This window comes from Cellulosimicrobium sp. SL-1 (assembly GCF_011033075.1).
Classification (GTDB): Bacteria; Actinomycetota; Actinomycetes; order Actinomycetales; family Cellulomonadaceae; genus Cellulosimicrobium; species Cellulosimicrobium funkei.
In genome coordinates, this window is record NZ_JAACJC010000011.1 from 44,619 (window position 1) to 69,357 (window position 24,739).

At 75.5% G+C, this 24,739-nt stretch carries 25 protein-coding genes; 7 read left to right on the plus strand and 18 right to left on the minus strand.

All coding sequences use genetic code 11. The features are described from left to right. Nucleotides 1–74: 74 nt before the first annotated feature. From GWJ10_RS16700 to GWJ10_RS16710, 3 genes are all read right to left on the minus strand, one after another. Nucleotides 75–686, minus strand: coding sequence for a hypothetical protein (locus GWJ10_RS16700; RefSeq protein ID WP_163188636.1), 612 nt, complete (start codon nt 684–686; stop codon nt 75–77). A gap of 256 nt (nt 687–942) precedes the next feature. Then, nucleotides 943–2,850 (minus strand): glycosyl hydrolase family 18 protein, encoded by a 1,908-nt coding sequence (locus tag GWJ10_RS16705; protein WP_163188637.1) that lies wholly within the window; start codon nt 2,848–2,850, stop codon nt 943–945. 212 nt (nt 2,851–3,062) lie between these two features. Then, nucleotides 3,063–6,113: a helix-turn-helix transcriptional regulator gene (locus tag GWJ10_RS16710; protein ID WP_137280718.1), complete on the minus strand. Its 3,051-nt coding sequence runs from the start codon at nt 6,111–6,113 to the stop codon at nt 3,063–3,065. Between the two features lie 505 nt (nt 6,114–6,618). Here GWJ10_RS16710 and GWJ10_RS16715 point away from each other — a divergent pair. Both GWJ10_RS16715 and GWJ10_RS16720 read left to right on the plus strand, forming a co-directional pair. Further along, entirely contained in the window at nt 6,619–6,834 is a 216-nt protein-coding gene (locus GWJ10_RS16715) for a hypothetical protein (protein WP_163188638.1), read from the plus strand. Next, nucleotides 6,834–7,859: a CorA family divalent cation transporter gene (locus tag GWJ10_RS16720; RefSeq protein ID WP_061267978.1), complete on the plus strand. Its 1,026-nt coding sequence runs from the start codon at nt 6,834–6,836 to the stop codon at nt 7,857–7,859. Before GWJ10_RS16715 ends, GWJ10_RS16720 begins: the two co-directional genes overlap by 1 nt. Before the next feature lie 52 nt (nt 7,860–7,911). On the opposite strand, the gene GWJ10_RS16725 is transcribed toward GWJ10_RS16720, so the two are convergent. The 9 genes from GWJ10_RS16725 to GWJ10_RS16765 all read right to left on the minus strand — a co-directional run bounded on the left by GWJ10_RS16725 (nt 7,912) and on the right by GWJ10_RS16765 (nt 15,439). Then, a complete protein-coding gene (locus tag GWJ10_RS16725) occupies nt 7,912–9,552 on the minus strand; it encodes a glycosyl hydrolase family 18 protein (RefSeq protein ID WP_163188639.1) in 1,641 nt (546 codons plus the stop codon). A 222-nt stretch (nt 9,553–9,774) separates the two neighbouring features. Continuing rightward, nucleotides 9,775–10,215 carry a D-aminoacyl-tRNA deacylase gene (gene dtd, locus GWJ10_RS16730; protein WP_163188640.1) on the minus strand — a complete coding sequence of 147 codons (441 nt, stop codon included), beginning with the start codon at nt 10,213–10,215 and terminating at the stop codon, nt 9,775–9,777. Further along, nucleotides 10,212–11,294 (minus strand): asparaginase, encoded by a 1,083-nt coding sequence (locus tag GWJ10_RS16735; protein WP_163188641.1) that lies wholly within the window; start codon nt 11,292–11,294, stop codon nt 10,212–10,214. The genes dtd and GWJ10_RS16735 overlap by 4 nt, the downstream gene beginning before the upstream one ends. Before the next feature lie 8 nt (nt 11,295–11,302). Further along, on the minus strand, nt 11,303–11,641 hold the full coding sequence (locus tag GWJ10_RS16740) for a DUF2516 family protein (protein ID WP_308200541.1): 339 nt from the start codon (nt 11,639–11,641) through the stop codon (nt 11,303–11,305). Between the two features lie 10 nt (nt 11,642–11,651). Beyond that, complete coding sequence (locus tag GWJ10_RS16745; protein ID WP_043660314.1) at nt 11,652–12,089, minus strand: type II toxin-antitoxin system VapC family toxin; 438 nt, start codon at nt 12,087–12,089, stop codon at nt 11,652–11,654. Between the two features lie 10 nt (nt 12,090–12,099). Beyond that, nucleotides 12,100–12,432: a type II toxin-antitoxin system prevent-host-death family antitoxin gene (locus GWJ10_RS16750; RefSeq protein WP_076404534.1), complete on the minus strand. Its 333-nt coding sequence runs from the start codon at nt 12,430–12,432 to the stop codon at nt 12,100–12,102. Between the two features lie 64 nt (nt 12,433–12,496). Then, nucleotides 12,497–13,639, minus strand: coding sequence for an FUSC family protein (locus GWJ10_RS16755; protein WP_076404533.1), 1,143 nt, complete (start codon nt 13,637–13,639; stop codon nt 12,497–12,499). Then, entirely contained in the window at nt 13,636–14,778 is a 1,143-nt protein-coding gene (locus GWJ10_RS16760; protein WP_061267984.1) for a glycine cleavage T C-terminal barrel domain-containing protein, read from the minus strand. Before GWJ10_RS16760 ends, GWJ10_RS16755 begins: the two co-directional genes overlap by 4 nt. A gap of 64 nt (nt 14,779–14,842) precedes the next feature. Then, the gene (locus tag GWJ10_RS16765; RefSeq protein WP_043654723.1) at nt 14,843–15,439 is read right to left on the minus strand and encodes an FABP family protein; all 597 of its coding nucleotides are present in this window, start codon (nt 15,437–15,439) and stop codon (nt 14,843–14,845) included. A gap of 254 nt (nt 15,440–15,693) precedes the next feature. On the opposite strand from GWJ10_RS16765, the gene GWJ10_RS16770 reads away from it, so the two are divergent. Beyond that, on the plus strand, nt 15,694–16,089 hold the full coding sequence (locus GWJ10_RS16770; RefSeq protein WP_061267998.1) for a DsrE family protein: 396 nt from the start codon (nt 15,694–15,696) through the stop codon (nt 16,087–16,089). 51 nt (nt 16,090–16,140) lie between these two features. On the opposite strand, the gene GWJ10_RS16775 is transcribed toward GWJ10_RS16770, so the two are convergent. Genes GWJ10_RS16775 through GWJ10_RS16785 form a run of 3 tightly spaced genes read right to left on the minus strand, consistent with a single transcriptional unit; the run spans nt 16,141 to nt 17,876 of the window. Continuing rightward, nucleotides 16,141–16,620, minus strand: coding sequence for a DUF4395 domain-containing protein (locus GWJ10_RS16775; RefSeq protein WP_061267985.1), 480 nt, complete (start codon nt 16,618–16,620; stop codon nt 16,141–16,143). 36 nt (nt 16,621–16,656) lie between these two features. After that, the gene (locus GWJ10_RS16780; RefSeq protein WP_163188642.1) at nt 16,657–17,145 is read right to left on the minus strand and encodes a thioredoxin family protein; all 489 of its coding nucleotides are present in this window, start codon (nt 17,143–17,145) and stop codon (nt 16,657–16,659) included. Then, nucleotides 17,142–17,876 (minus strand): hypothetical protein, encoded by a 735-nt coding sequence (locus GWJ10_RS16785; RefSeq protein ID WP_163188643.1) that lies wholly within the window; start codon nt 17,874–17,876, stop codon nt 17,142–17,144. Before GWJ10_RS16785 ends, GWJ10_RS16780 begins: the two co-directional genes overlap by 4 nt. 358 nt (nt 17,877–18,234) lie before the next feature. Between GWJ10_RS16785 and GWJ10_RS16790 the strand changes: the two genes are divergently transcribed. Together GWJ10_RS16790 and GWJ10_RS16795 are read left to right on the plus strand one after the other, a co-directional pair. Next, the gene (locus GWJ10_RS16790; RefSeq protein ID WP_061267987.1) at nt 18,235–19,017 is read left to right on the plus strand and encodes a response regulator transcription factor; all 783 of its coding nucleotides are present in this window, start codon (nt 18,235–18,237) and stop codon (nt 19,015–19,017) included. Beyond that, on the plus strand, nt 19,014–19,958 hold the full coding sequence (locus GWJ10_RS16795) for an alpha/beta hydrolase (protein WP_076404528.1): 945 nt from the start codon (nt 19,014–19,016) through the stop codon (nt 19,956–19,958). Before GWJ10_RS16790 ends, GWJ10_RS16795 begins: the two co-directional genes overlap by 4 nt. A 30-nt stretch (nt 19,959–19,988) precedes the next feature. On the opposite strand, the gene nth is transcribed toward GWJ10_RS16795, so the two are convergent. Beyond that, nucleotides 19,989–20,714, minus strand: coding sequence for an endonuclease III (gene nth, locus GWJ10_RS16800; protein ID WP_163188644.1), 726 nt, complete (start codon nt 20,712–20,714; stop codon nt 19,989–19,991). A gap of 98 nt (nt 20,715–20,812) precedes the next feature. On the opposite strand from nth, the gene GWJ10_RS16805 reads away from it, so the two are divergent. Next, nucleotides 20,813–21,490 carry a Crp/Fnr family transcriptional regulator gene (locus tag GWJ10_RS16805; protein ID WP_047232250.1) on the plus strand — a complete coding sequence of 226 codons (678 nt, stop codon included), beginning with the start codon at nt 20,813–20,815 and terminating at the stop codon, nt 21,488–21,490. A gap of 85 nt (nt 21,491–21,575) precedes the next feature. Here the strand turns inward: GWJ10_RS16805 and GWJ10_RS16810 are convergent, their stop codons facing one another. Together GWJ10_RS16810 and GWJ10_RS16815 are read right to left on the minus strand one after the other, a co-directional pair. Continuing rightward, nucleotides 21,576–22,064, minus strand: a complete 489-nt coding sequence (locus tag GWJ10_RS16810) for a RidA family protein (RefSeq protein ID WP_061267989.1) — start codon at nt 22,062–22,064, stop codon at nt 21,576–21,578. Next, nucleotides 22,064–22,228 carry a hypothetical protein gene (locus GWJ10_RS16815; protein ID WP_021481786.1) on the minus strand — a complete coding sequence of 55 codons (165 nt, stop codon included), beginning with the start codon at nt 22,226–22,228 and terminating at the stop codon, nt 22,064–22,066. The genes GWJ10_RS16810 and GWJ10_RS16815 overlap by 1 nt, the downstream gene beginning before the upstream one ends. Nucleotides 22,229–22,366: 138 nt before the next feature. Here GWJ10_RS16815 and GWJ10_RS16820 point away from each other — a divergent pair, with 138 nt between their 5' ends. Continuing rightward, the gene (locus GWJ10_RS16820) at nt 22,367–24,718 is read left to right on the plus strand and encodes a transglycosylase domain-containing protein (RefSeq protein WP_163188645.1); all 2,352 of its coding nucleotides are present in this window, start codon (nt 22,367–22,369) and stop codon (nt 24,716–24,718) included. The last annotated feature ends 21 nt before the right edge of the window (nt 24,719–24,739 follow it).

Genomic DNA, 24,739 nt, shown 5'->3' on the forward strand with positions numbered 1-24,739 from the left:
GCACGGCCGGGTGCACGACGACGGCCTCGCACCCTCCCGGGTGCGAGGCCGTCGTCGGTGCGGGCCGGGGTCGGTCAGGCGGACGCCCAGCCTCCCGCGGCGAGGCGCGACTCGAGCCCCTCGAACGCCCAGCGGTCGACGACGAGCACCGCACCGCCGGGGGCGTCGGGCACGTACCACTGGAGCTGCTCGACGGTCCGCACCTCGGCCCCGGCGGCGTCGACGCACGAGAGCGTCCAGCGCGCGAGCGTCGCGGGCGTGCCGGCGACCTCGACGTCCGACTCCGCAGGGTCGCCGACCGCGCGGGCCGCGAGCGCGTCCGCCCCGGGGCACGTGGCGCCGTCGGGCAGGAGCGCCGTCGCGGGGTCGACGCCGTCGAGCGCGGCACCGGTCAGCACCTCGAAGCTCGGGCACGCGGCGTCCTCGGGGCACCCGCCCGCCCGGACCTGCGTGACGCCGTCGGCCGGCTGGAGCACCGACCAGTAGTCGGCACCGGGGAGCTGGAGGGGGCCGACGGGCACCTTGCCCGCGTCGGCGTGGTCGCCGTGCGAGCCGTGATCCTCGGCCTGGGCGGGTCCCGACCCGCCGTCGACGGCCGCCCCGGCGTCGTCGGAGCCGCTCGTGCAGCCCGCGAGGAGCGCGGCGCCGAGCACGGCCGTCAGGGCCACGGGCAGGGCGGAGGCCACGGACGGCGGGAGGGGACGGGAGGTGCGGGGTCGGGTCGTTCGGTGACGCACGGGCACGCTGACCGCCTTTCACGGTCGGAGGAGCCCCGCAACCCACTGGGGAGGGCTGCGGAGTTCCTCGTCGGCCCCTTCACGCTAACGAGCGCGAGGGCTGGTCGAGATGCGGGAGAACCACACGATGGCGGCCCGCGGGTACGGGATTCCCCGTACCCGCGGGCCGCCCCGGTGGTCCCCCGTCAGGAGGGGCGGCCGGGCGTCAGCACGCGCCGAGGGCCTGCCACGGGCCGTACTGCTCCGCACCCGGGACGTTGTTCTGCGTCCACCACTTCGCGCGGTACGACTGGCCCTGGTAGGAGACCGTCGCACCCCCGGTGTAGGCCACCGTCGCGGACCAGGCCGGCGCGGTGCACGTGCCCGGCGTGGTGGGCGGCGTGGTCGGGGGGTTCGTGGGCGGCGTCGTCGGCGGGGTCGTCGGGGTGGTCCCGCCGCACGCGCCCGTCGCCTCCCAGGGGCCGCCCGCGCTCGGCCGGTCGCCCTGGGTCCACCACTTCGCGCGGTAGTTCTTGCCCTCGAACGACGCCGTCGCCCCGCCCGTGTAGACCGTCGCGGCCGACCACGCGGCCACGCAGGCCGTCGGGTCCGTCGGCGGGGTGGTCGGGGGGTTCGTCGGCGGGTTGGTGGGCGGGTTCGTCGGCGGGTTCGTCGGGCCGCTCGCGCCGTCGACGGGACCGGCCGGGAGCGTGCGGACCTTGTCCGTGAAGCCACCGAGCAGCGTGCCGTCGTGGTTGCCGGACAGGTCCCACCACATGGCGCCTCCCAGGTTCAGCCGGTCGATGTACTCGGCCTTGGCCGCCACCGACCGGGCGTTGTCGTAGCTCCACCACTGGTCGCCGTCGTACCGCCAGGCGGAGACGGTCGTCGGGTCGTAGTAGTCCTGGCCCCGCGTGCGGAGCTTGTCGTAGTCCTCGTTGCCCGCCTCCCACGTGCCGGGGGCCGCCCCGTTCGCGGCCGACCACGGCTGCGACGACGTGACGCCCTTCCAGCCGCGGCCGTACATGGCGAGGCCGAGGCCGAGCTGGCTCGGGGCGACGCCGGCGCGGAGGTACTCCTGGACGGCCTTGTCCGCGCTGAACTGGCGGCTCGCGGCCCGCGGGTCGACCGGGTCGTCGTAGAGGTTGCCCTGGTGGCCGGCCAGTGCCGGGTCCCAGGCGCCGTGGAGGTCGTAGCCCTGCACGTTGCCGTAGTCGAGGGACTGGAAGATGCGCGGGTCGTTCCAGCCGCCGGCCGCGATGTCGGCCGGGTTGGCGGGCAGGAACGCCGAGAGCAGGTAGTGCTTGCCGGTCTGCGCGCCGTACGCGTCGAGCTGCTTGCGGAACTCGGCGAGCAGGAGCCGGAAGTTCTCGCGGTCGTTCACGGGGTCGACCGAGTTGCCGACCTCGCCGTTGTTCGAGCCCGGCCACTCCCAGTCGATGTCGATGCCGTCGAACACGCCGGCAGCCGCACCCGGCCCGCCGCGGCCGTCGATCACGGGCAGGTTGCCCTTGATGTAGAGGTCGATGCACGACGACACGAGCTTCTCGCGGGACGCCTGCGTCGCCGCCGCGCGGGAGAAGTTCTTCGACCAGGTCCAGCCGCCGATCGAGATGAGGGCGCGCAGCTGCGGGTTCTTCGCCTTGAGCTGCTTGAGCTGGTTGAACGAGCCCGCGAGCGGCTGGTCCCACGCGTCGGCGACGCCGCCGACGGAGTTCGCGGCCGTGTAGCCCATGCCGAAGTCGGCCCACGCGTCGCCCGCGCCGTCGGAGCCGTTCGGCCCCGTGCCCTGCGCCTTGTTCGCGATGAAGCACGTGAGGTTCTGGTGGTGGATGTTGCCGAACGAGTAGTTGATGTGGGTGAGGTCCGCGGCCGCGCCGGAGTCCTGCACCTTCTTGAGCGGGAAGGCGCGGCCGTACACGCCCCACTGGGTGAAGTAGCCGACGTTGCGGTAGCCGTTGACGTCGCTGTCGCCGGGGTTGCCGACCGCCGTCGTGGCGGTCGGCGCCGCCTGCGCCGGCGCGACGCCCGCGAGGAGGCCGCCGACGAGGGCGGCCGCCGTCGCGAGCGCCGCGAGGCGCGCGCCGCGCCGCCGGGCCGGGCGCGGTGGTCGGGTGGAGAGGGACACGTCCATGGGTCCTGCCTCGTGCTCGTACGGGGAGCTGCGGCGGCTCCGTGCTCCGGACCGCCCTGCCCTCAGGTCACCCCGAACGTAGCCACGAGGGGACCCGCGCGTGATCCGCGCTTCCCGCAGTGTTCGCGGCTCCTCCGCGCGGTCGGCGTAGGGGAAGACCCGTAGGACAAAAGCGGACAGATGCTGACGAGAGGCCCCGAATCGACCCCGGCTCAGCGCCCCACGCGGTGCGCCAGGACCGTGAGCTCGACGCGCGAGCGCACCCCGAGCTTGCGGAACACGCGCCCGAGGTGGACCTCCACCGTGCGGACCGACAGGTAGAGCTGGTCCGCCGCCTCCCGGTTCGACGCGCCCTGGACGACGAGGAGCGCGACGTCGAGCTCGCGCTCCGTGAGCTCGTCCGCCCACCGGCCCCGCAGCTCCGCGAGCGCCTCGTCCGTCACGTCGCTCTCGCGCACCGCGAGCCGGCACGCGTCCGGCGGGGCGGGCCGCAGCGCGGCCTGCGCCTCGACGCCGGCGCGCGCGACCCCGAGGGCGGCGTGCATGCTCCCGGCCCGCGGGGCCGCGGGCCACGTGCCGCCCGGGACGACGGCCCCACCGCCGAGGACGCCGGGCACCCCCGGCACGGCCGCGGTCAGGTCCTCGGGCACCGGGCCCCCGAGGAGGCGGACCACCTCGGCGTGCTCGTCGAGCGCGATCGTCGTCCAGGCGTCCGCGCCCGCGTCGTCGAACAGCTCGATCGCGGACAGGAACAGGCCGTGGGCGCGCTGCAGCTCGCCCGCGCGCACGAGGGCGCGCGCGGCGCACAGGTCGGTCCGCGCGTGCTCGTAGGGCGACGCGGTCGTGCGGTTCACGCGCGTGGCCCGCTCGAGCGGCGCGGTGAGGTCCTCGGGCGCGGCGAGCGAGACGTCGGCGCGCACGAGCGTCGCCGACCGCAGCGACGGCGGGAGCTCCTTGGCGTCGACCCGGCGCCGCGCGAGCGCGCGCTGCGCCGCGTCGTGCCGCCCGGCGACGACCCATGCCTCGACGTCGTCCAGCCCGGGCAGCGGCAGCATGCGTGCGCTGTCGGGACGCTCGCGCTCCGCGGCGAGCTCGAGCAGCGTCGCGGCCTGGGTCACGTGGTGGGCGAATGCCGCACCCATGGCACGGTCCACGAGCAGGCCGAGGCGCACGGGCCGCGACGTCGGGCTCGCGCACGTCTCCTCGAGCGCCGTCGCGACAGGCCCGACGACGCCCCGGGTCATCATGTCGAGGCGGCGCGCGGCGGCCACGCCCATCCCCGCGAACGGCAGGCCGAGCGGCAGGCGGAACGCGGCCTCCGCGAGCTCGTCCGCGGCGCGCGTGAGGGTGCCGCGCCACAGGTGCACGAGCGCCTGCGCGAGCCGGACGTGCGCCTCGGCGAGCGGCGTGAGGGCGGCGTCCGGGCCGTCGAACCACCGGCCGCCGTCGCGCACCGGGGCCAGGGAGGCGACGACGCTCGCGAGCGTCTGCGCGGCGTCGTCCAGCCGGTCGTCGGCGGCGAGCCCGAGCGCCCGGCTCACCTGGAGTGCTGCCTCGTGGTCCGGGCCCAGGTCGACGTCGGGCACGACGCCGCGCTCCCCCACCCCGAACACCGCGGCCCAGGATCGGGCGAGGGCGAGACGCGCCGGGGTCGCGTCGTCCTCGCACCACGACGCGAGGAACGTCGCGGTGTCGAGGAGCTGGGAGGTGCTCACGCCGTCGCCCCGCTCTGCGTGCAGCCGCGCCGCCGTGAGCACGCCCGTCACGACCCCGGCGACGGCGTCCGGCGGGAGGCCGTCCGGCCGGCCCCCGCGCAGGTAGGGCGACAGTACGTCGTCGGGCACCTGGCCCTCGGCGAGCGTGAGCGCCGCGACGAGCGGGCCGAGCGTGCACGCGCGCAGCGCGTCGTCCCCGCTCCGCGAGGCCTTGCGCAGCCAGTCGGCGGCGTCCTGCACGTGGCCCGAGCGCAGGGCCGCGACCCCGGCGATCGCGAACGCCTCGGCGCGGTGCTCGGCGCCCGCCTGGCTCGCCGCCTCGCGCGCGACCTCGTGCGCCCACACGACGTCGCCGCGGTCGAGGTGGCGGCGCGCGATGCGCAGGAGGCCCGGGACGAGCGCCGGGTCGCCCACGAGGGTCGCGAGCGCCGAGTGCCACACCGCGACGTCCTCCTCCCCCGCCCGCCGGTGCGCCTCGGCGAGCGCGACGTGCGCCGCCGTGCGCTCGGCGAGGCGGGCGTCGGCGTGGACGAGCGAGCGCATGCGCGGGTCGACGAACGCGAAGCGGCCCCCCGCGAGGACGAGGTGCTCCGCGAGCGGGCCGTCGAGGACCTGCTCCATCGCGAGCCCCGTCGCGGACAGCACCAGCTCGGTGCGGTCGACGACGGCGACCGCCGCGACGAGCAGCGCCTGGCGCTCCGCCTCGCTGAGCGCGGCGAGCCGGTCGGCGAAGAGCGACCGGACGGCGGGGACGGCGGGCAGCGGGTCGGGCAGGATCGACCCGCCCGAGAGCTGCTCGGGGGTGAGGAGCGCCGCCGTCTGCGTGATGGCCGCGGCGTTGCCACCGAGGAGGTGCGCGAGCCGCGCCGCGACGTGCGGGGCGACGGCGAGCCGCCGCTCGACGAGCAGGAGGTGGAGCGCGTCGGCCGGCGCGAGCGGCGGGACGGCGCGCAGCTCGAACGGCCCCGCGGACGGGTCGAGCGCGCCCGCGGGCGCCGTCCCCAGCAGGACGACGGGCGCGTGCCGCTGCGCGACGAGGCTCGCGAGCACCGACCGGCTCAGCTCGTCCTGGAGGTGCAGGTCGTCGGCGACGAGGACGACGGTCGCGCCGTCGAACGTCGCGACGAGGAGCTCGGCGAGCGCGACCGCCGCCACCTCGGGGAGGTGGCCGAAGCCCGGGTCGACCGGCTCGAGGACCCGCGTGAGCCGCTCGGGGACCACGCCGCCCGCGAGCTGCGACACCTGCGACACGACGGAGACGACGGCCGACCCGGGAGCGGGGACGCCCGCGGGCGGGCGACAGCGGAGCGTGACGGTCGGCTGCGCGAACTCGTGCGTCGCGACGGCCTCGCACACGAGCTCGAGCGTCGCGCTCGCGCCCATGCCGTGCTCGGCGGTCCACACGAGACCGCCCTTGCCCTCGCTCACGGCGGCGAGCGCGCGGTCGACCTCCTGCGCGCGGGACGAGAGCCGCTCGAGCCGTCGCGCGAACCGCGAGTCCGCGCGACGGACCGGCTCGGGAACCATGTAGTCCTGCTGTTCTGACATGTCGGGACCCTCCGTCCGGGGGCTTCGTCGCCCGTCGACCGGATGAAATGTTAACAACCCTCCGTAAACAAGGGATCACCTCATCGTTTCCCGCTCGTCACACGGTCGCCACCTGGGCCGACGCTCGCACCTCGACGGTTGCTGCCCGCTGCCCGGAGGGCTAGCCTGGCCTCGATCCCCGTCGCGGCCACGACCCCCGTGCGCCCCGACCCGGGTGCGGCGCCCACGGCGCCGCCGCCACGAGAGCGAGGTGAGCCCCATGCCTGACGGCAGCAGTCATAGATCCGTGCACTGCGCGCTCACCCCCCGTGGCTCGCGACCCGACGCCTGAGCCCGGCCGACGCAGGTCCCTGCGTCCCCGGCCGTCGTCCGTCCCGCGCGGGGAGGTCGCCAGTGCGCTCCGCGCGCGCCTCGCGCGCGCCGCCGGACCTCCCCCGCCGACGCACCCGCGCCGCCCACCCGTGGCCGCGCCCGTGCCGTCCGCCCGCCGGAAAGGACGACCACCATGACCCAGCGTTCCCCTGCGACCGCGCCGACCACCACCCCTGCCACCCCGGTGCGGGCCCGCCCCGCCCGGACGCCCCTGCGCGCCCCGCGCGAGGCGCGGCGCCGCGCGCGCCGGCCGAACCTCGAACGGCAGTCGATCTCCTTCACCGTGGGGCTCTACCTGTTCATCTGCGCCGCGCTCCTCACCGCGCACTTCACGGCCGGCGGTGCGTGATGACGACGATGCTGCCCGAGACCCCGGGCCTCGCCCCCGGCACGGAGACCCGCCTGCCCGCCCCGGCGCGCGGCGGGCTCGACCTGCACGCCCGCGCGCACGGCGACGGCTCGCCCCGGTTCGACCCGCGCGTCCTGCGCTCGCGCTGGGTGCAGGTCGCGGTCGGGGACCCGGACTCCGCGGCCCGCGCGGCCGAGCACGGCGTCGACTTCGCGGCTGCCGGAGGACGTGTCTGGGAGACGGACGCGCACGTCTACCTGCCGGTGACGGCGACCCGGCGCGACGGCGACCGGGTGGTGGACGAGCGCATCGTGCTCGCCCTGTCCGCCGACGTCGTCGTGACCGCCCAGCCGCAGCGGCACTACGCCGTCTTCGACAAGGCGATCGCCCGCATGCGCCGCACGCCGTGGCTCATCGGCTCGTCGTACGGCGTCGCGTACGCGCTGCTCTACGCGCTCAACGAGGCGGCCGACCGCGTCGTGTCCTACGCGAGCGACCTGCTCGAGGACATGTCCGACGAGATCGACGAGGCCACGCGGGGCGTCGACTCCCGCGGCCGGGAGATCGGGGTGAGCGACATGCAGGACACGATCACGCGCATGAACCGCGCCGAGGAGATCGTGTCGCGCGCCCAGGAGTCCCAGCTCTCGCTCGCCCGCGCCGCGCGGCACCTGCGCAGCGAGATCGCGGACTCGGACCCCGTGCTCGCGGGGCTCGTCGAGACGCTCGTCGCGGACGTCGACGGCGTGAAGCAGCACGCCGGGTTCGAGCACGACAAGGTGCGCTACCTGCAGCAGGCGATCATGACGTCGCTCGACGTCAAGCAGGCGCAGATCGTCAAGGTCTTCACCATCATCACGGCGGTGTTCCTGCCCCCGACGCTCATCGCGTCGTTCTACGGCATGAACTTCACGCACATGCCCGAGCTCGACCGGCCGTACGGGTTCACGCTCACGGTCCTGGTGACGCTCGTCGCCGCCGTCATCCCGCTCGCGTACATCAAGCGCCGCGGCTGGCTGCGCTGAGCGACGGACGGTGCGGTGCGCGGCCGAGGCCGCGCACCGCACCGTCAGGGTGTCAGGCGCAGGTGCCGACGACGCGCCAGGCCGGGTACCACTTCTCCGTGCCCGGGACGTTCGTGCGGACCCACCACGCGGCGCGGTAGTTCACGCCCTCGTGCGAGACGACGCGCCCCCCGACGTACGAGGTGCTGCGGTCCCAGCCCGGGAAGCACGAGCCGGGCGCGGTCGGGTCGACCGGACCGGCCGGGGCCGCGCGGTAGACGTCGGCCGCCGTGCCGACGAGCTCGTCCTCGTAGTCGCCCGCGAGGTCCCAGAACATCGAGCCGCCGAGGCCCTTCTCCGTGATCCACGACGCCTTGAACTCGACGGCGCGCGGCGTGTCGACGCTCCACCACTGGTCGCCGTCGTAGCGCCACGAGGCCCCGCTGACCTCGTCGAAGTACTCGGTCCCGTGGTCGCGCAGCTCGAAGTACTGCTTGTTCCCGGCCTCGTAGGTGCCGGGGGCGACGCCCGCGGCGGGCTGCCAGGCGCCGTTCGAGTCGCCGGCCTCGACGCCGGACCAGCCGCGGCCGAACGCCGGGATGCCGAGCGTGAGCTGGGCGGGATCGACGCCGCGCGACAGGTAGAGGTCGATGCCGTCCTCGAGCGAGATCGTGCCGGGCTGCGAGGTGTCGTGCAGGTTCGCCTGGTGCCCGGCGAGGTTCGGCGACCAGCCACCGTGCAGGTCGTAGCCCTGCATGTTGCCGTAGTCGAGGTAGTCGAAGATCGTCGGGGCGTCCCAGCCGGCGTTCACCACGGTGGGGCTCACCGGGATGTAGGCGGAGAGCAGGTAGTCCTTGCCCTGCGCGGCACCGCGCTCGTCGAGCTGCTTGCGGAACTCGGCGAGGAGGGCGGTGAAGTTCGCCTTGTCGTTGACCGGGTCGACGTGGTTCTCGGGGTGCTGCGACCAGTCGGGGGCCCCGGGCCACTCCCAGTCGACGTCGATGCCGTCGAACAGGCCCGCGGCCGCGCCGGGGCCGCCGCGGCCGTCGATCACGGGCAGGTTGCCGTCGATGTAGAGGTCGATGCACGAGGCGACGAACTTCGCGCGGCTCTCGGGCGTCGCCGCGGCCTTCGAGAAGAACTTGGACCAGGTCCAGCCGCCGAGCGACATGAGGACCTTGGTGTCGGGGTGCTCCTCCTTGAGCTTGCGGAGCTGGTTGAAGTTCCCCGCGAGCGCCTGGCCCGGCTCGTCCGCGACGCCGTCCACCGAGTCCTCGGCGGAGACGGCTCGCACGAAGTCGGCCTGCGCGTCGCCGGCGCCGTCGTTGCCGCCCGGCTCGGGCGTGCCCGGGGCGTCCGCGAGGAAGCACGTGAGGTCGGTCGGGTGGATGTTGCCGAACGCGTAGTTCACGTGGGTGATCTGCTCGGCCTGGCCCGACTCGACGAAGTCGCGCACGGTGTAGCCGTAGTTCTCCGGGGCCCAGGACATGAAGTAGCCGACGTTGCGGTACCCGTTGAGGGCGGCGTCGCCGTTCGGGGAGTCGGGCGTCGGGGTGGTGGCCGCCGTCGTGGCGGTCAGGTGGGCGGTCGGCGCGGCGGCGGCGGTCGTCGCGGCGGCGACGGCCCCGCTCGCGGCGAGCGCGAGGGCGGTGAGGCCGGCGGCCGCGCGCGTGGCGCGGGCGCGGCGCGGGGCGGACGGGCGAGGACGGTGCATCGAGAGGACCTCTCGTCGACGAGGTCGGTCGCCGACCCGCGCGGACGCGCGGCGGTGCGGCCTCCTGCGGGGCCTGAGCGACCGGCTGACGTGAGCGACCGTAGCCGTGGGCGGGGCCCGCGGGACTACGTGCTTCCCACACTCTTCGCGTCACGCGCGCCGCGCGGGGTACGCGGTCCTCCGTACGCAGACCCCGTACGGGACAGCCCGTACGACGCCGCGTCAGGCCTCGAGGATCAGCGTGACCGGGCCGTCGTTGACGAGGTCGACCGCCATGTGCGCGCCGAACCGCCCGGTCGCCACCTCGACCCCGCGGGCGCGCAGCGCCTCGACGACCGCTTCGACGAGCGGCTCCGCGACGGGACCGGGCGCCGCGCCGTTCCACGACGGCCGACGGCCCTTGCGCGTGTCCGCGTAGAGCGTGAACTGGGAGACGACGAGCACGGGCGCGCCCTCGTCGAGCACGGACCGCTCCCCCGCGAGGATCCGCAGCTCGGCGATCTTGCGCGCGATCGTCTCCACCTGCGCGTCGCCGTCGTCGTGCGTCACGCCGACGAGCGCGAGGAGACCCGGCCGGTCGATGGCGCCGACGACCTCCGCCGTCCCGTCGTCGGCCACGACGCGCACGCTCGCGCGCGTCACGCGCTGCACGACGGCCCTCACGGCCGTCCCCCGTCGTCGCGCCGTGCGGCGTCGGACGAGCGGTCCCGCGAGGCGTCGTGCACCGCGTCCGTCCCGGGCTCGTCGAGCACCGCGCGCACGGTGCCCACCGGCTGCCCGGCGCCGAACACGAGCACGTCGCCGAGCGCGTCGAGCGCCGGCCCGTCCGCGCCCGCGACGTCGAGCGCGCCGAGACGGCGCAGCGCCGCGGCGAGCACCGTCGGGCGCGGCCGGGACGCGCCGTCGAGCACCTTGAGGGCGAGGGCACGGCCGTCGGGCAGCCCGGCCCCGTACACCCCGTCGGCCCCGTCCTTGGCGACCAGGCCCGGGACGGCGCGCATCGCGAGGGTCGCGTCGCGTCCCGTGCCGCCCACCATCTCGGGGAACGCCGCCATGGCGCGCGCGACCTCCGCCTCGGGGGAACCCGGGTCGTGCTGCGGGGCCGCGGCGAGATGCCCGAACGCGCGCGCGAGCCCGCGCACCGTCGTCGAGAAGAGCGGCGCGCCGCAGCCGTCGACCGTCACGTGCTCGACGGCGACGCCCGTCGCCTCCGCGACGGTCTCGCGCACCGCCACCTGCAGCGGGTGGTCGTGCTCCAGGTACGTGCGCGGGTCCCAGCCCGCGACGACGCACGTCGCGAGCATCGCCGCGTGCTTGCCGGAGCAGTTCTGGGTGATCGACGACGGGCCGTTCCCCGCCTCCTGCCACGCGAGCGCGGCCGGCGGGTGGAGCGGGAGGTCCGGGGTGTTGCGCAGCGCGGACTCGTCGAGCCCGGCGCCCGCGAGGATCTCGCGCACCCCCGCGAGGTGCTCGGGCTCGCCGTTGTGGCTCGCGGCGGCGAGGGCCAGGAGGCGCGGCGGCAGGCGCAGGCCGTGCCGCAGCATCGCGACGGCCTGGAACGGCTTGACGCTCGAGCGCGGCCAGACGACCGTGCCGGCGTCGCCGCGCTCGAGGAGCGTGCCGCCGTCGGGCTCCAGCAGCACGAGGTGCCCCGTGTGGACGGACTCCACGAGGTCGCCACGCACGACCTCGGCCAGCGGGACGGCGGCGCGCGCGACCCCGGTGCGGACGTCGTCGGTCACCGCGGCGCTCACCAGCCGCCGGGCCGGCCGGACGACCCGTTGCCGCGCCCGTTCCCGTAGGGCTGGAGGCGGGGACGCACGTCGACGAGGTACACGATCGCCGCGACGACCGCGATGATCCCGATGAAGCCGAGGTTGATCCCGCCGCCGAGCGGGATGGAGAGGAAGCCGAGCGCCGCGGCGACCCCGAGGATCGCGAGCCAGATCGGCTTGCTCAGCTTGCCCTCGGCCGTGAACGCGCTCGCGGGCCGCCGGATCGCGTCGACGAGCGCGAAGAGCTGCGTCCCGAACACGACCAGCGACAGGAGGAGGTAGACGATCCACTGCAGCGACCCGAAGATTCCCACGGGCACGAGCCTACGGTCTGGCGAGCGGCCACGGCACCACGCGCAGCCCGGCGGCACGCGCCGCGGTCACGACGTGCGGGTCCCACGCGGCCACGACCGTGTCGTCGTGCGCGACGGCGAGCGCGCTCGCCACGTGCACCGCGTCGTTGCTGCGCAGCGACCCGGCGGCGACGAGCCGCGACGCGCGGTCGGTGACGGCGCCGGACACCTCGACCACGTGCAGCGCGGGTCGCAGCGTGTCCCACGTGCCGAGCGCGCGGGCGTGCGCCGGGCCGTCGATGACCCCGCCGCGGGCCCCCGCGGCGAGCGCGGCGCGGACCTCGACGTCGGCGAGGCGGCTCGTGACGACGACGTCCGCACGGTTCCACAGGCGGCTCGCGAGCGCGGAGCCGGCCTCGGGGACGCACAGCTTCACGAGCGCGCTCGCGTCGAAGTAGACGAGGGCCACCGCGGGCCCCTCAGCGCCGGATCCGGCGCACGAGCGCCGCGACCCCGCCGCCGCGGGCGACCCGGGCGCCGTCGGACGGGCGCGAGCCGTCGGGACCCGCCGGACGTGCCCCGTCCGTCGCCGCGGCGAGCACCGGCGCGGGCACCGCGTGCACGGGGCGCTCCCCCGCCGGGGGGACCAGGACGCCGTCGCGCACGAGCTCGGTGACGAGGTCCGCCGTCGCGACGCCGGTCAGCCGGGCGACGGGGACGCCGCGCTCGGTGATGACGACCTCCTCACCGTCCCTGGCCCGCTCGATCCACGACTTGAGCTCGGCGCGCAGCGCGCTGACAGGGACCTCCATGCCCCGACCGTACCGGCCCGCGGTACCGCTGTGCAGGGGTCGGTCGTCCCGGGTGCGAACGCTCTCAGAGCTCGGGGAGCGCGTCGCGCGCCTGCTCGGGCGTCGCGCCCGCCGCCTCCAGGGCGTCGACGATCGGTGACCGCACGAGCATCACGAGCGACTGCACCTGCCAGTCGCCGTCGCCGAGCGCGTGGGGGTCGGCGCTGCGGGCCACCTCGAGGAGGACCTCGCGCGCGACCGCCGGGTCGCGCCCCGCGCCGACGGCCTCGGCGAGCACGTGCACCCCGGCGCCGAACCGGGCGACGAGGTCCGCCACGGCGTCGAGCTCGTGGTGGTCCGGGCCGCTCGCGACCGGCCGCGCACGCCGCGCCAGGACGCGCACGCTGCGCATCGCGCGGTCGACGAGCACCGCCTGCCGCTCGAGCCCGCCCAGCTCGTCCCGGTGCCGCAGCCCGGCGGCGCTCACGCGCGCGAGCTCGCGCGCGGAGGTCGCGGACGACTGCCACTCCTCGAGCGCGCCCTCGGACGCCCGGCCCTTGACCAGCGCCGCGTCGAGGTCCGCGGGGTCGCGCGCTCGCAGACCGCGCGCGAGCACGTCGAGCACGCCCGCGAGCTCCGACGTCGCCTCGGACCCGAGCAGGCGGGGTCGTCGTCGGGGGTCGCCCGGCGTGAGGGCCGCGACGGCGAGCGCGACGGCGCCGCCCACGAGCGCGTCCGTCCACCGCCCGAGCGGGCCGCCCGCCTGCGCGGCCGGCAGCCCGACGATGACGATGGCCTGCACGCCCGCCTGCGTCGTGAGCATCGCGCCCCGGTCGATGAAGCGTGCGGCGAGGGCCGAGACCGCGAGGACGACGGCGACCTGCCACCAGCCCGACCCGATCGCGTGGACCACGAGGTCCCCCAGGCCGACGCCGATCGCGACGCCCACCGCGAGCTCGAGCACGCGGCGGAGCTGACGGTCCTGGCTGAAGCCGAGGCAGATCCACGCGGAGACCGGCGCGAAGAAGGGGGCTGTGTGCCCGAGCCCGTACCGGGCGATGCCGAACGCGAGGCCGGCAGCCGCCGACGCCTGGAGGATGGGCCACAGCGCCACGCGCACGCGGGACGCGCCCTGCCGGACCCGGGCCCGCAGGAGGAGCCGGCGCCACGCCGTCCGGGCGACGTGGACCGCCCCCGGGGACTGCCCGCGCGCCGGCCCCGACGTCACAGCATGCTCGTGGGTGCGCCCTCGCCGCGCGGCGTGACGCCGCGCCCGACCGGGCCGCGCGCGGCCGGACGGTCGACGGAGACGCCCTCGCCGGGCACCACGACCTCCTGCGCCGCGGCGATCGCGCCCCCGTCGCAGTCGACGAGGAGCTCGGCGTCGACCGGCGCGCTCCGCTTGAGGACCGCGAGCGCGATCGGCCCGAGCTCGTGGTGGCGCGCGACCGACGTGACCGCCCCGACGGCGCGACCGTCGAGCGTGACCTCGGCCCCCGGCGCGGGCAGCAGATGGCCCGACCCGTCGAGGTGCAGCATGACCACGCGCCGCGGCGGACGCCCGAGGTTGTGCACGCGCGCGATGGTCTCCTGCCCCCGGTAGCAGCCCTTGTGCAGGTGGACGGCGGTGCGCAGCCAGTCGGTCTCGTGCGGGATCGACCGGTGGTCGACCTCCGTCGCGAGGCGCGGGCGCCAGGCCTCGACGCGAGCGGCCTCGCTCGCCCACGTGCCCACGAGGCGCCACCCGGCGGCCTCGCGCGCCGCGACGGCGTCGGCCAGCTCCGCGCGCGGGACGAGCACGAGCCGCCACGGGCGCTCGCGTCCCGGGTGCTCGTCCTCGGGCGGGCCGTACCGCGTGCCACCCGCGAGGACGCGCGGCCACGGGTCGCGCCACGTCACGGGCTCGTCCTCGGCGCCCTCGGCGTCGACCGGCTCGCCGAGCGCGGCCCACTCGTCCGTGGCGTCGGCGATCTCGACGCGGAGCATGAACTTCATGCGGTCCAGCCACGCGGCGAGGTCGGCCGCGTGCGAGCGCTCGGTGACGAGCCAGGTCGTGGTGCCGTCGTCGACGACCGACGCGGCGTGCTCGACGTGGCCCTGCGGCGAGAGCACGAGCAGCTCCGTCGAGGTGCGCGGCGCGAGGTCCGTGAGGTCCTGGGACGTGATGGAGTGCAGCCAGCTCAGCCGGTCCGGGCCCGTGACCGTGACGACGCCCAGGTGCGACTGGTCGACGACGGCGCCGCCCGTGCGCAGCGCGCGCTGCTCCCCGGTCGGGTCGCCGTAGTGCCAGGCGACGCCCTCGTCGGGGCCCGTCGCGGGCACGGCGCCGTGGCGGGACAGGAGCGGGCTGGTGTAACCGGTGGTCACGGGTGGTCCTCCTTCGTCGACGCGTCCGGACCGGGCGGGCCCTCGGGCCGCCCGGTGGCCTGCGTCAGGCCGACGGGCGCCGGGTCAGCTTCGCGGACGCGTACGACTGCAACGGCTGACCGAAGGCCGCCAGTTCCCACACCCACAGGAGCTGGCCCTCGACGAACCCGTAGAGCCGCTTCGAGGCCGTGACCTCGGACGCCGTGGACGTGCGCGCGATGAGGTCGCTCGCCAGGTCCACGCGGCCGTTGCCGACGGCGCCGAGGTACACCGACACGCGACCCGCCGGGTCGGCGACGAGGACCTCGAGGGGGTGGCGGTCGTCCTCCAGGCCCTCGGGCCGGTCGGTCGACACGCGCCAGTAGCCGGTCTCCGTGGACCAGACGGGCGACGCGGCGGCCGCGGCGTCGAGGGTGGCCTCGTCACGCTCCGGCCACTCGCCCTCCGCGGGCACCGTCTCGGGGACCGCGGCGTCGAGGACGCGCAGCGTCGACTCGTAGCGCAGGTAGGGGCCGCCGTCGTGGTCGAACACGACGTCGTGGACGAACGGCGTCTCCTCGATGCCCGGGTACTTGACGACGCCCTCGCCGCGCCAGCTCCCGACGAGCCAGGCGAGCGGGTACACCTCGGGAGCGAGGCCTTCGGGGAACTCGAACGGCATCAGCGACCACCTCTCGGAGTCGGGCGGCGCGCGGCGCCCGCGCGGGGACGGGCCCCGCGCGGCGACGTCAGCGCTGGCCCTTGAAGAGCTTGTAGACGACGTACCCGGCGAACCACGTGATGGTCACCGTCGCCGCGAGGAGCAGGCCGAGGAAGATCAGCTCGAGAGTGTGCGGGCTCATGCGGGCGATCCTACCGGCCGGACGGCGCCCGCACGCCGTGGCCGTGGTCACCCGCGGGGCTACGCTCGGCCGCGTGACCGACTCCACGTTCCCCGCCGCCGCCCCCCGCTCCCGCTCGCTCGTCGTCAAGACGACCTCCGGGCTCGACCGGCCCGAGGCCGCGAACCAGGCCTTCACCGTCGCCGCCGCCGCGGTCGCGGCGGGCGTCGAGGTGAGCGTGTGGCTCACGGGCGAGGCGGCGTGGTTCGGTGTGCCGGGCCGCGCGGCGGAGCTCGAGCTCGAGCACGCGGCGCCGCTGCCCGACCTGCTCGACGCGGTCCTCGCCGCGGGCACGCTGACCGTCTGCACGCAGTGCGCGGCGCGCCGCGGGATCACGGCCGACGACGTCCTGCCCGGCGTCCGCATCGCGGGCGCGGCGGTGTTCGTCGAGGAGGCGCTGCGCGAGGGCGCCCAGGCGCTCGTCTACTGAGCGAGCCGCGCCCGCGGGCGCTCGCCTGCGGGGCGGCCGCGCGCCGGGCCGTCAGCGGGCCGGCGCGACCCGGCGCAGCAGCAGGTACAGCTCGCACCCGAGGCACAGGCCGAACGCGGCGTTGAGGACGGCGGCCACGAGCGCGAGCGCCGCCGCGGCCGGCACGGCGCCCGCGACGCCGAGCAGCCCGAGCACGACCCCGGCGCCGGTGATCACCAGGCCCACCGCCTGCGCGAACCGCGGCGGCCTCGGGTCCTCGCGCTCCGTCGTCGGGCCGATGCGCGGGAGCAGGACCAGCCGGTAGACGGCCGCCTGCCACGTGCCCTGCGCGCCGCGGACGGTGCCGAGCAGGAAGCCCGCCGCGACGACGGCGAGCAGCACGAGCGCCGCGGGCGACGTCCAGAGCAGGATCACCACGGCGAGCAGGACGGCCGTCATGCCCGCCCCCGCGCGCGGCCCGCGCGGGTCGATGCCGGCGGGCGCGCCGCCCGGCTCGGTGACGGTGGCCTCCGGGCCTGCCTGGTCGCTCACTCGGGTCTCCTCCGGTCGGGCCGTCGGAGACGGCGGTCAGCTGCCTGGCACGCTCGCGGGCCGCGCGCCCGGGTCCGCGACGGCGAGCGCCGCGAGCGCCTGGGCGCGGTTCATGCCCCCGCTCGCGCGGGCGACCTCGCGGCCCTCCGCGTCGAGCACGAGGACGGTCGGCGTGCGCAGTATGCCGAATGCTCGCACCAGGTCGAGGTGGTCGTCGACGTCCATCTCACGATGCGTCACGTCCGGGTGCGCGGCGCTCACGTCGCGCAGGACCCGGGCGGTGGCGCGGCACGGCGCGCAGAGCTCGGCGGAGAACTGGACGAACGTGCGGCGCTCCGCGAGCGCGACGCCGTGCGCCGCCCAGTCCACGGGCGCGGGCCCGGCGACGGCGGCCGCGGGCGACGCGGGCCCTCGCTCCCGCGCGGCCCGCACGACGCCCTGGCGGTGCTGCCACCACACGCCGAGCGCGGCCGTCGCGACGAGGGTCACGACGAGCAGCACGACGGCGAGCGGCGAGGGGGTCACCCGACGATCACCCGGCCGACGACGAAGATCAGGGTCCCGCCGACGGCGACGGGCAGCGCCGTCGCGGAGAACGCGCCCAGCCGGCCGCGCAGCTCGGGGAGCTGGTCGAAGAGCGCGTGCAGGGACGCGACGAGCAGGCCCGCGACGCCCCCCGCCCAGACGCCGCCCAGCAGCTCGAGGTCGGGCATGACGTAGCCGACGGCGCCGCCCGCGAGCACCGCGAGGCCGAGCGTCAGCGCGGCGTTGAGCCAGCCGCCGAGCGGCAGCGCGGACACCGCGGACGCCACGGCGAGCGCGACCGCCGTCGTGACGACGAGGGACTCGCCCGCGTCGGTGCGGCCCGCGGCGATCCAGCCCGCGCTCGACGTCGCCACGACGATCCCGCTCACCGTGCCGATGAGCGACTCGACGAGACGCGGGCGGCCGTCGCGCCGCAGGAGCTCGGCGACGAACGCGAGGACGACGGAGAGCGCGAGCACGACGGGCAGGTGGCGCAGCGCGGGCTCCCCGCGCGTCGCGGCGGTCGCGGCCACGGCGCCGAGCCCGGCGATCGCGATGACGACCCGGGTCCCGCCGTGGACGGGGATGTCGAGCAGCCGCGGCCAGCCGATCGCGACGCTCAGCGCCAGCGCGCCCGACGCGATCGTGAGCGGCAGCGGGCCGAAGAACGCGGCGACGGCCACGACCGCCGCCAGGCATGCCGTCACGACGGCACGGGTCGAGAGGTCCACGCGGTCAGCGCCCCGTTCGGGGGTCGCGGGAGGGCGTCGGGTCGTGCAGCACGCCTCAGAGTGTCGCAGAGACTCGCCGCGGGCCGCTCACCGGCTGCCCGTCGGCGGCCGGGCGGCGGTCTCGCGAGCGAGCCGCGGCGTCGCTGCCGGGCAGCGCTGTCACCGGCCGGGGAGTGCGGACGCGCGCGATGTGAGACACGCACCGTGCGCGCGGCCGGCACGCGATACGGTAACCGTCCACGGACCGCGGACGTGGCCGACGACGTGGCGTGCCCCGTAGAGGTCCGTCCCGCCCGGTCGCCACGCGTCGACGCCCGGGGGCGCCGCCCGCGCCCCGCGACCCGGAAGGAGGTGCCGGATGGCCGACCTGCTCATCCTCACCCCCGCCACTGGCGGTTCCGTCGAGGTGCTGCCCGCGCTCGGCCTGCTCTCGCACCGTATCCGGGTCCTGCCCATGGAGCCGTCGGCGCTCGTCGACGCACCGGACTCCGACGTCGTGCTGCTGGACGCGCGCCGCGACCTCGTCGCGGCCCGCACCACGTGCCGGCTCCTGCACGCCACGGGCCTGACGGTCCCGCTCGTGCTCGTGCTCACCGAGGGCGGGCTCACCGTGGTGACCGCCGAGTGGGGTGCCGACGACCTCCTGCTGGAGGGTGCCGGACCGGCCGAGGTCGAGGCTCGCCTCCGCCTCGTCATCGAGCGCTCCGCGCGGGGTCCGGCCGAGGACGGCCCGCAGGAGATCGCGGCGGGCGAGCTCGCGATCGACGCGAGCGGCTACACCGCCCGGCTGCGCGGCCGCCCGATCGACCTCACGTACAAGGAGTTCGAGCTCCTCAAGTACCTCGTCCAGCACCCGGGCCGCGTGTTCACGCGCGCGCAGCTCCTCCAGGAGGTCTGGGGCTACGACTACTACGGGGGCACGCGCACCGTCGACGTCCACGTGCGCCGTCTGCGCGCCAAGCTCGGGCCGGAGCACGAGCAACTCATCGGCACGGTGCGCAACGTCGGCTACCGGTTCGACCCGCCGAAGGACCGCCGGCCCGCGGCGGCCGCGGAGACGTCCGGAGCGGACGCCGCCGGCGCCGGCTCCGGGTCGTCGGCCGACAGCGGGTCCGGGACGCCGGTAGGTTCGTCCGGGTGACGCCCGACCCCTCCGACTTCACGTCCGCCCTCCTCGACGGCCCCTGGCGACACGAGTTCGTGCCGGCCAACGGGGCCCGCTTCCACGTGGCGCTCGCCGGTCCCGAGGACCGCGGCGTGCGGGACCCCGGCCCGCCGCTCGTCGTGCTGCTCCACTCGTTCCCCCAGTTCTGGTGGGCGTGGCGGCACCAGCTCGAGCCGCTGGCCGCCGCGGGCTACCGCGTCGCCGCGATGGACGTGCGGGGCGTCGGGGCGTCCGACAAGCCGCCGATCGGCTACGACGCCCCGACGCGCACGCGTGACATCGCCGGCGTGATCCGCTCGCTCGGGTCGGGGCGCGCGGTCGTCGTGGGCCACGGCACCGGCGGCAGCCTCGCCTGGGCGATGGCGGCGCTCCAGCCCGCCGTGACGGCCGGGGTCGCCGCGTTCTCCGCGCCGCACCCCGCACGCCTGCACACGTCGGCCCGGCGGCTCCTCACGCCCGCCGCGCAGCGCCAGCTCGCGTTCTACCAGGTGCCGACGCTGCCCGAGCGCGCGCTCGTCCGCGGCGACCTCGTGGCCGACGTGCTCGCGACGGGCGCCGCGCAGCCCTTCGCGCCCGACGTCGTCGACACGTACCGCACCGTCATGCGCATCCCGTTCGCGGCGCACACCGCGATGGAGTCGCTGCGCTGGGCCGTGCGCTCCACCCCACGTCCCGACGGGCGCCGCTTCCTCGCCGCGCTCCGCCGCCCCGTCGAGGTCCCCGCCCTCCAGGTGCACGCGGCGCGCGACGGGTTGCTGCGGCGCGACCTCGCGGACGCCGACGGCGCCGCGCTCGCCCGGGACTTCCGCTTCGAGGTCGTGGACGACGCCGGGCACTTCCTCCCCGAGGAGGCCCCGGGCACCGTGACGGACCTGCTCCTGGACTGGCTCCCCACGACGCAGCGGCCCGCGGGCTGACCGCGCCCTGCGGCCGTCCGCGCGAGGCGCTCAGCTCGTCTTGACGAGCGCGGCCGCCTTGACCGGGTCGACCTCGCCGACGCCGAACGACGGGCACCACCGCGCGATCGTGCACGCACCGCACGCCGGCTTGCGCGCGAAGCACACCCGCCGGCCGTGGAAGATCAGCCGGTGGGAGAGCATCGTCCACTCCGACTTCTCGATGAGCCCGCCGACGACCTGCTCGACCTTGACCGGGTCCTCCTCCGTGGTCCACCCCAGGCGACGCACGAGGCGGCCGAAGTGCGTGTCCACGGTGAGCCCCGGCACGCCGAACGCGTTCCCGAGCACGACGTTCGCCGTCTTGCGCCCCACGCCAGGCAGGGTGACGAGGTCCTCCAGTCGGGCGGGCACCTCGCCGTCGAACCGCTCGACGAGCGCCTGGCCGATCCCGATGACCGACTGGGCCTTGGCCCGGAAGAAGCCCGTGGGCCGCAGGATCTCCTCGACCTCGGCGCGGTCCGCCGCCGCGTACGCCGCGGCGTCCGGGTAGCGCGCGAAGAGCGCGGGCGTCGTGAGGTTCACGCGCTTGTCCGTCGTCTGCGCCGAGAGGACCGTCGCGACGAGCAGCTCGAGCGGCGTGGTGAAGTCGAGCTCGCAGTGCGCGTCCGGGTAGGTGACCGCGAGCTCACGGTTGGTGCGGCGCGCGCGCCGCACGAGCGCGAGGTGCGACTCGGGCTTCGGGGCCCGCGCGCGGGCCTGCTCGGTGGTGGTCACGAAACCCACCGTAGCCGCCGCCCCTGACACCCGAGTTGCAGCGGTAGGGCAGACTTGTCCTGGAACATTTCCGAGGACGAGACGATAGGACACCCCGCGTGGACGACGACGTTGTGCTCTCCGCCCCCCTGTTCGCGACGATGGACGCGGACGAGACGCGCACCCTCTTCGAGTCGATGCAGCAGATCGAGCTCTCGCGCGGAGACGTGCTGTTCCGCGAGGGCGAGCCGGGCGACCGCCTCTACGTGATCGCGAGCGGCAAGATCAAGCTGGGGCGCCGCTCCAACGACGGCCGCGAGAACCTCCTGTCGATCCTCGGCCCCGGCGAGATGTTCGGCGAGCTCTCGCTCTTCGACCCGGGCCCCCGCACCGCCACCGCGAGCTCCGTCGCCGACTCCGTGATCTACGAGCTCGGACACGACCAGCTCGTCGAGTGGATCGAGAAGCACCCGAGCGTCGCCAAGCACCTGCTCAACGCCCTCGCGCGCCGCCTGCGTCGTACGAACGAGACGCTGGCCGACCTCGTGTTCTCCGACGTGCCGGGCCGTGTCGCCAAGGCGCTCCTCGACCTGTCGACCCGCTTCGGCGAGGAGACGGACGAGGGCGTCCGCGTCGCGCACGACCTCACGCAGGAGGAGCTCGCGCAGCTCGTCGGCGCGTCGCGCGAGACCGTGAACAAGGCGCTCGCCGACTTCGCGACGCGCGGCTGGGTCCGCCGCGAGGGCCGGGCCGTCGTCCTGCTCGACATGGACCGCCTGGAGCGCCGCGCACGCTGACCGACGAGATGCCGACGAGAACGGGGTCGGCGACCGGATCCTCACGGACCCGGTCGCCGACCCCGTTCTCGTGCGGGCGTGCGGGCTAGTCCGCCAGCTCGACGACGAGCTCGACCTCGACCGGTGCGTCGAGCGGCAGGACCGCGACGCCGACGGCGCTGCGCGCGTGCACCCCCGCCTCGCCGAAGATCTCGCCGAGGACGGTGCTCGCACCGTTCACGACCCCGGGCTGGCCCGTGAACGACGGGTCGCTCGCCACGAACCCGACCACCTTGACGACCCGCACGACGTCGTCGAGGTTGCCGACGACGTCGTGCACGGCCGCGAGCGCGTTGAGCGCGCACACGCGCGCGAGGCCCGCGGCATCGGCGGGCGCGACGAGGCCCTCGCCGTCGCCCACCTTGCCGGTCGCGAGCAGCGCGCCGTCGACGAACGGGAGCTGGCCCGAGGTGTGGACGTACCGGCCCGAGCGCACCGCGGGGACGTAGGCGGCGACCGGCGCCGCCACCCGCGGGAGGGTGATCCCGAGCTCCGCGAGGCGCGCGGCGACCGTCCCGGCGGGGACGCCCGTCACTACTTCTCCCCGGTGGGGCGCTTGAGATAGGCGACGAGGCCGTTGCCGTCCGGGCCGGTCACGACCTGGACGAGCTCCCAGCCGTCGGAGCCCCACTGGTCGAGGACGGCCTTCGTGTTGTGGATGATGAGGGGGATGGTCGCGTACTCCCACGTGGTTGCCATGGGGCGAGCGTAGTCGGACGGCGCGGGCCGCGGCGCGGCCGGACGGGCGCGCCGTCCCGGGATGCTTACACAACCCGCACACCCGGGAGAGGCGGCTTTCCGGGCCTCTCCCGGGGTTGCTCCCGTAGGGTTGGCACCATGGCTTCCCCTGTGCGTCCTCGCGGCCGGCAGATCAACGCGTACCAGCTCGTCGCCCTCTTCCTGGCGTTCGTGCTGGTCTCCGGCGTCGGCGGCGTGCTCGCGGCCGGACTCCTCGTGCCGCTGGCCGCCGGGGCGAACACGGCGACCGACACCGCCGTCGAGGTGTTCGACGAGCTGCCGGCCGACCTCGAGCCTGGCCCGCTGTCCGAGCAGTCGCGCATCTACGCGAACGACGGCACGACGCGGCTCGCGACGTTCTACACGGAGAACCGCATCGTCGTCCCTCTGGACCAGGTCTCCGAGCCCATGAAGAACGCGGTCATCGCGATCGAGGACAAGCGCTTCTGGGAGCACGGCGGGGTCGACGTCGAGGGCATCCCGCGCGCGTTCGTCAACAACCTGACGGGCGGCTCGACGCAGGGCGCCTCGACCCTGACGCAGCAGTACGTGAAGAACGTCCTCATCGAGCAGGCCGTGCGTGACGGCGACGTCATGGCCCAGCACGAGGCCAAGGCCGACACGCTCGGGCGCAAGGCGCGCGAGGCGAAGCTCGCCATCTCGCTCGAGAAGAAGATGAGCAAGGAGGAGATCCTCCAGGGCTACCTCAACATCGCGCAGTTCGGGCGCTCCGTCTACGGGGTCGAGACGGCGGCGCGGCACTACTTCGGCGTCTCGGCGAAGGACCTGAACTACCTCCAGGCGGCCACGATCGCCGGGATCACCAAGGCGCCGTCCACGTACGACCCGACGGCCGACCCGGAGAAGGCCCAGAACCGCCGCAACGTCGTCCTCAACACGATGTACCAGCAGGGGTACATCACCAAGGAGGAGTACGACGCCGGGCTGGCCACCCCCATCGCGGACACGCTCGCCATCCAGCCGCTCGAGGCGGGCTGCCAGGCGTCCGGCGGCTCCGCGTTCTTCTGCGACTACGTCACGAAGATCATCATGTCCGACCCGGTGTTCGGCGAGACGAAGGCCGACCGCGAGGCCCTGCTGTACCGCGGCGGGCTGGACATCTACACGACGCTCGACCCGACCATGCAGGCGGCCGCTGAGCAGCACGCGGCAGCCGCCGTCCCGGCGGACGACCCGAGCCAGATCGAGGACTCGATCGTCACCATCGAGCCCGGCACCGGCAAGATCCTCGCGATGGCGCAGAACCGCGCGTTCGACAACACGCAGGACCCGGCGCCGAACACGACCGCGGTCAACTACAGCGTCGACCAGGCCCACGGGTCGTCGAACGGCTTTTCCCCCGGCTCGACGTGGAAGCCGTTCGTGCTCGCGGAGTGGCTCAAGGAGGGCCACTCGCTCTACGACACGGTGAGCGCCAACAAGCGCACGTGGACGCTGGGTCGCGACTTCCGCGCGAGCTGCGCGCGCTTCGGCAACGAGCAGTGGACGCCGGCCAACTCGGACGGTCCCGGGAGCGGCTCGATGTCCGTCCTGCAGGCGACGTTCAACTCGGTGAACACCGCGTACACGACGATGGCGAGCCAGCTCGACCTGTGCGGCGTGGCGAACACGGCCAAGGCCGCCGGGTTCCAGCCGTCGATGCTCGCGGACGCGGGCGAGGTCAAGGTGCGCCCGTCCATGATCCTCGGCACGCAGAACTCCTCGCCGCTGCACATGGCGGCCGCGTACGCGACCTTCGCGAGCGGCGGCACCTACTGCTCCCCGATCGCGATCACCAGGGTCGTCGCGGGCGACGGCACGGAGCTCCCCGTGCCCTCCGCGGGCTGCCAGCCCGGAGCGATCGACCCGAACATCGCCAACACCGTCACCTACGCGCTGCAGCAGGTCCTCACGCAGGGCTCGGGGCGCGGCAACGCCCTCGCGGACGGGCGCCCCGCAGCCGGCAAGACCGGGACGGCGAACAACAACACGCACACGTGGTTCATCGGGTACACCCCGCAGGTCGTCACGGCCGTGTGGATCGGCAACGCCGAGAGCGACGTCCCGATGAACGGGCGCTTCACCATCAACGGCAAGACGCGTCCGTACTGGTACGGCTCGAGCCTCGCCGCCCCGACGTGGCGCGACTACATGAACCAGATCCTCGCCGGACAGCCCGCTCCCGGGTTCGCCGACCCGGACTGGGGCCGCGTGAACGCCCCGACGCCCCCGCCCAGCACCCCCTCGACGCCCGAGGGCGGCCAGGGGGGCGACCAGGGTGGAGGCGACCCGGGGGCCGAGCAGCCCGGTGGTGACGACTCCGGCGCCGACCAGCCGGACAGCGAGGCGGACGGCGGCGACCGCGGCGACCGCGGCGACCGCGGCAACGGCGCGGGCCGCGAGAGCGACCTCGGTGCCTGGCTGGAGGGCCTCGGCGGGAGGAACGGCTGAGCGCCGACGGGGCGCGTCGGG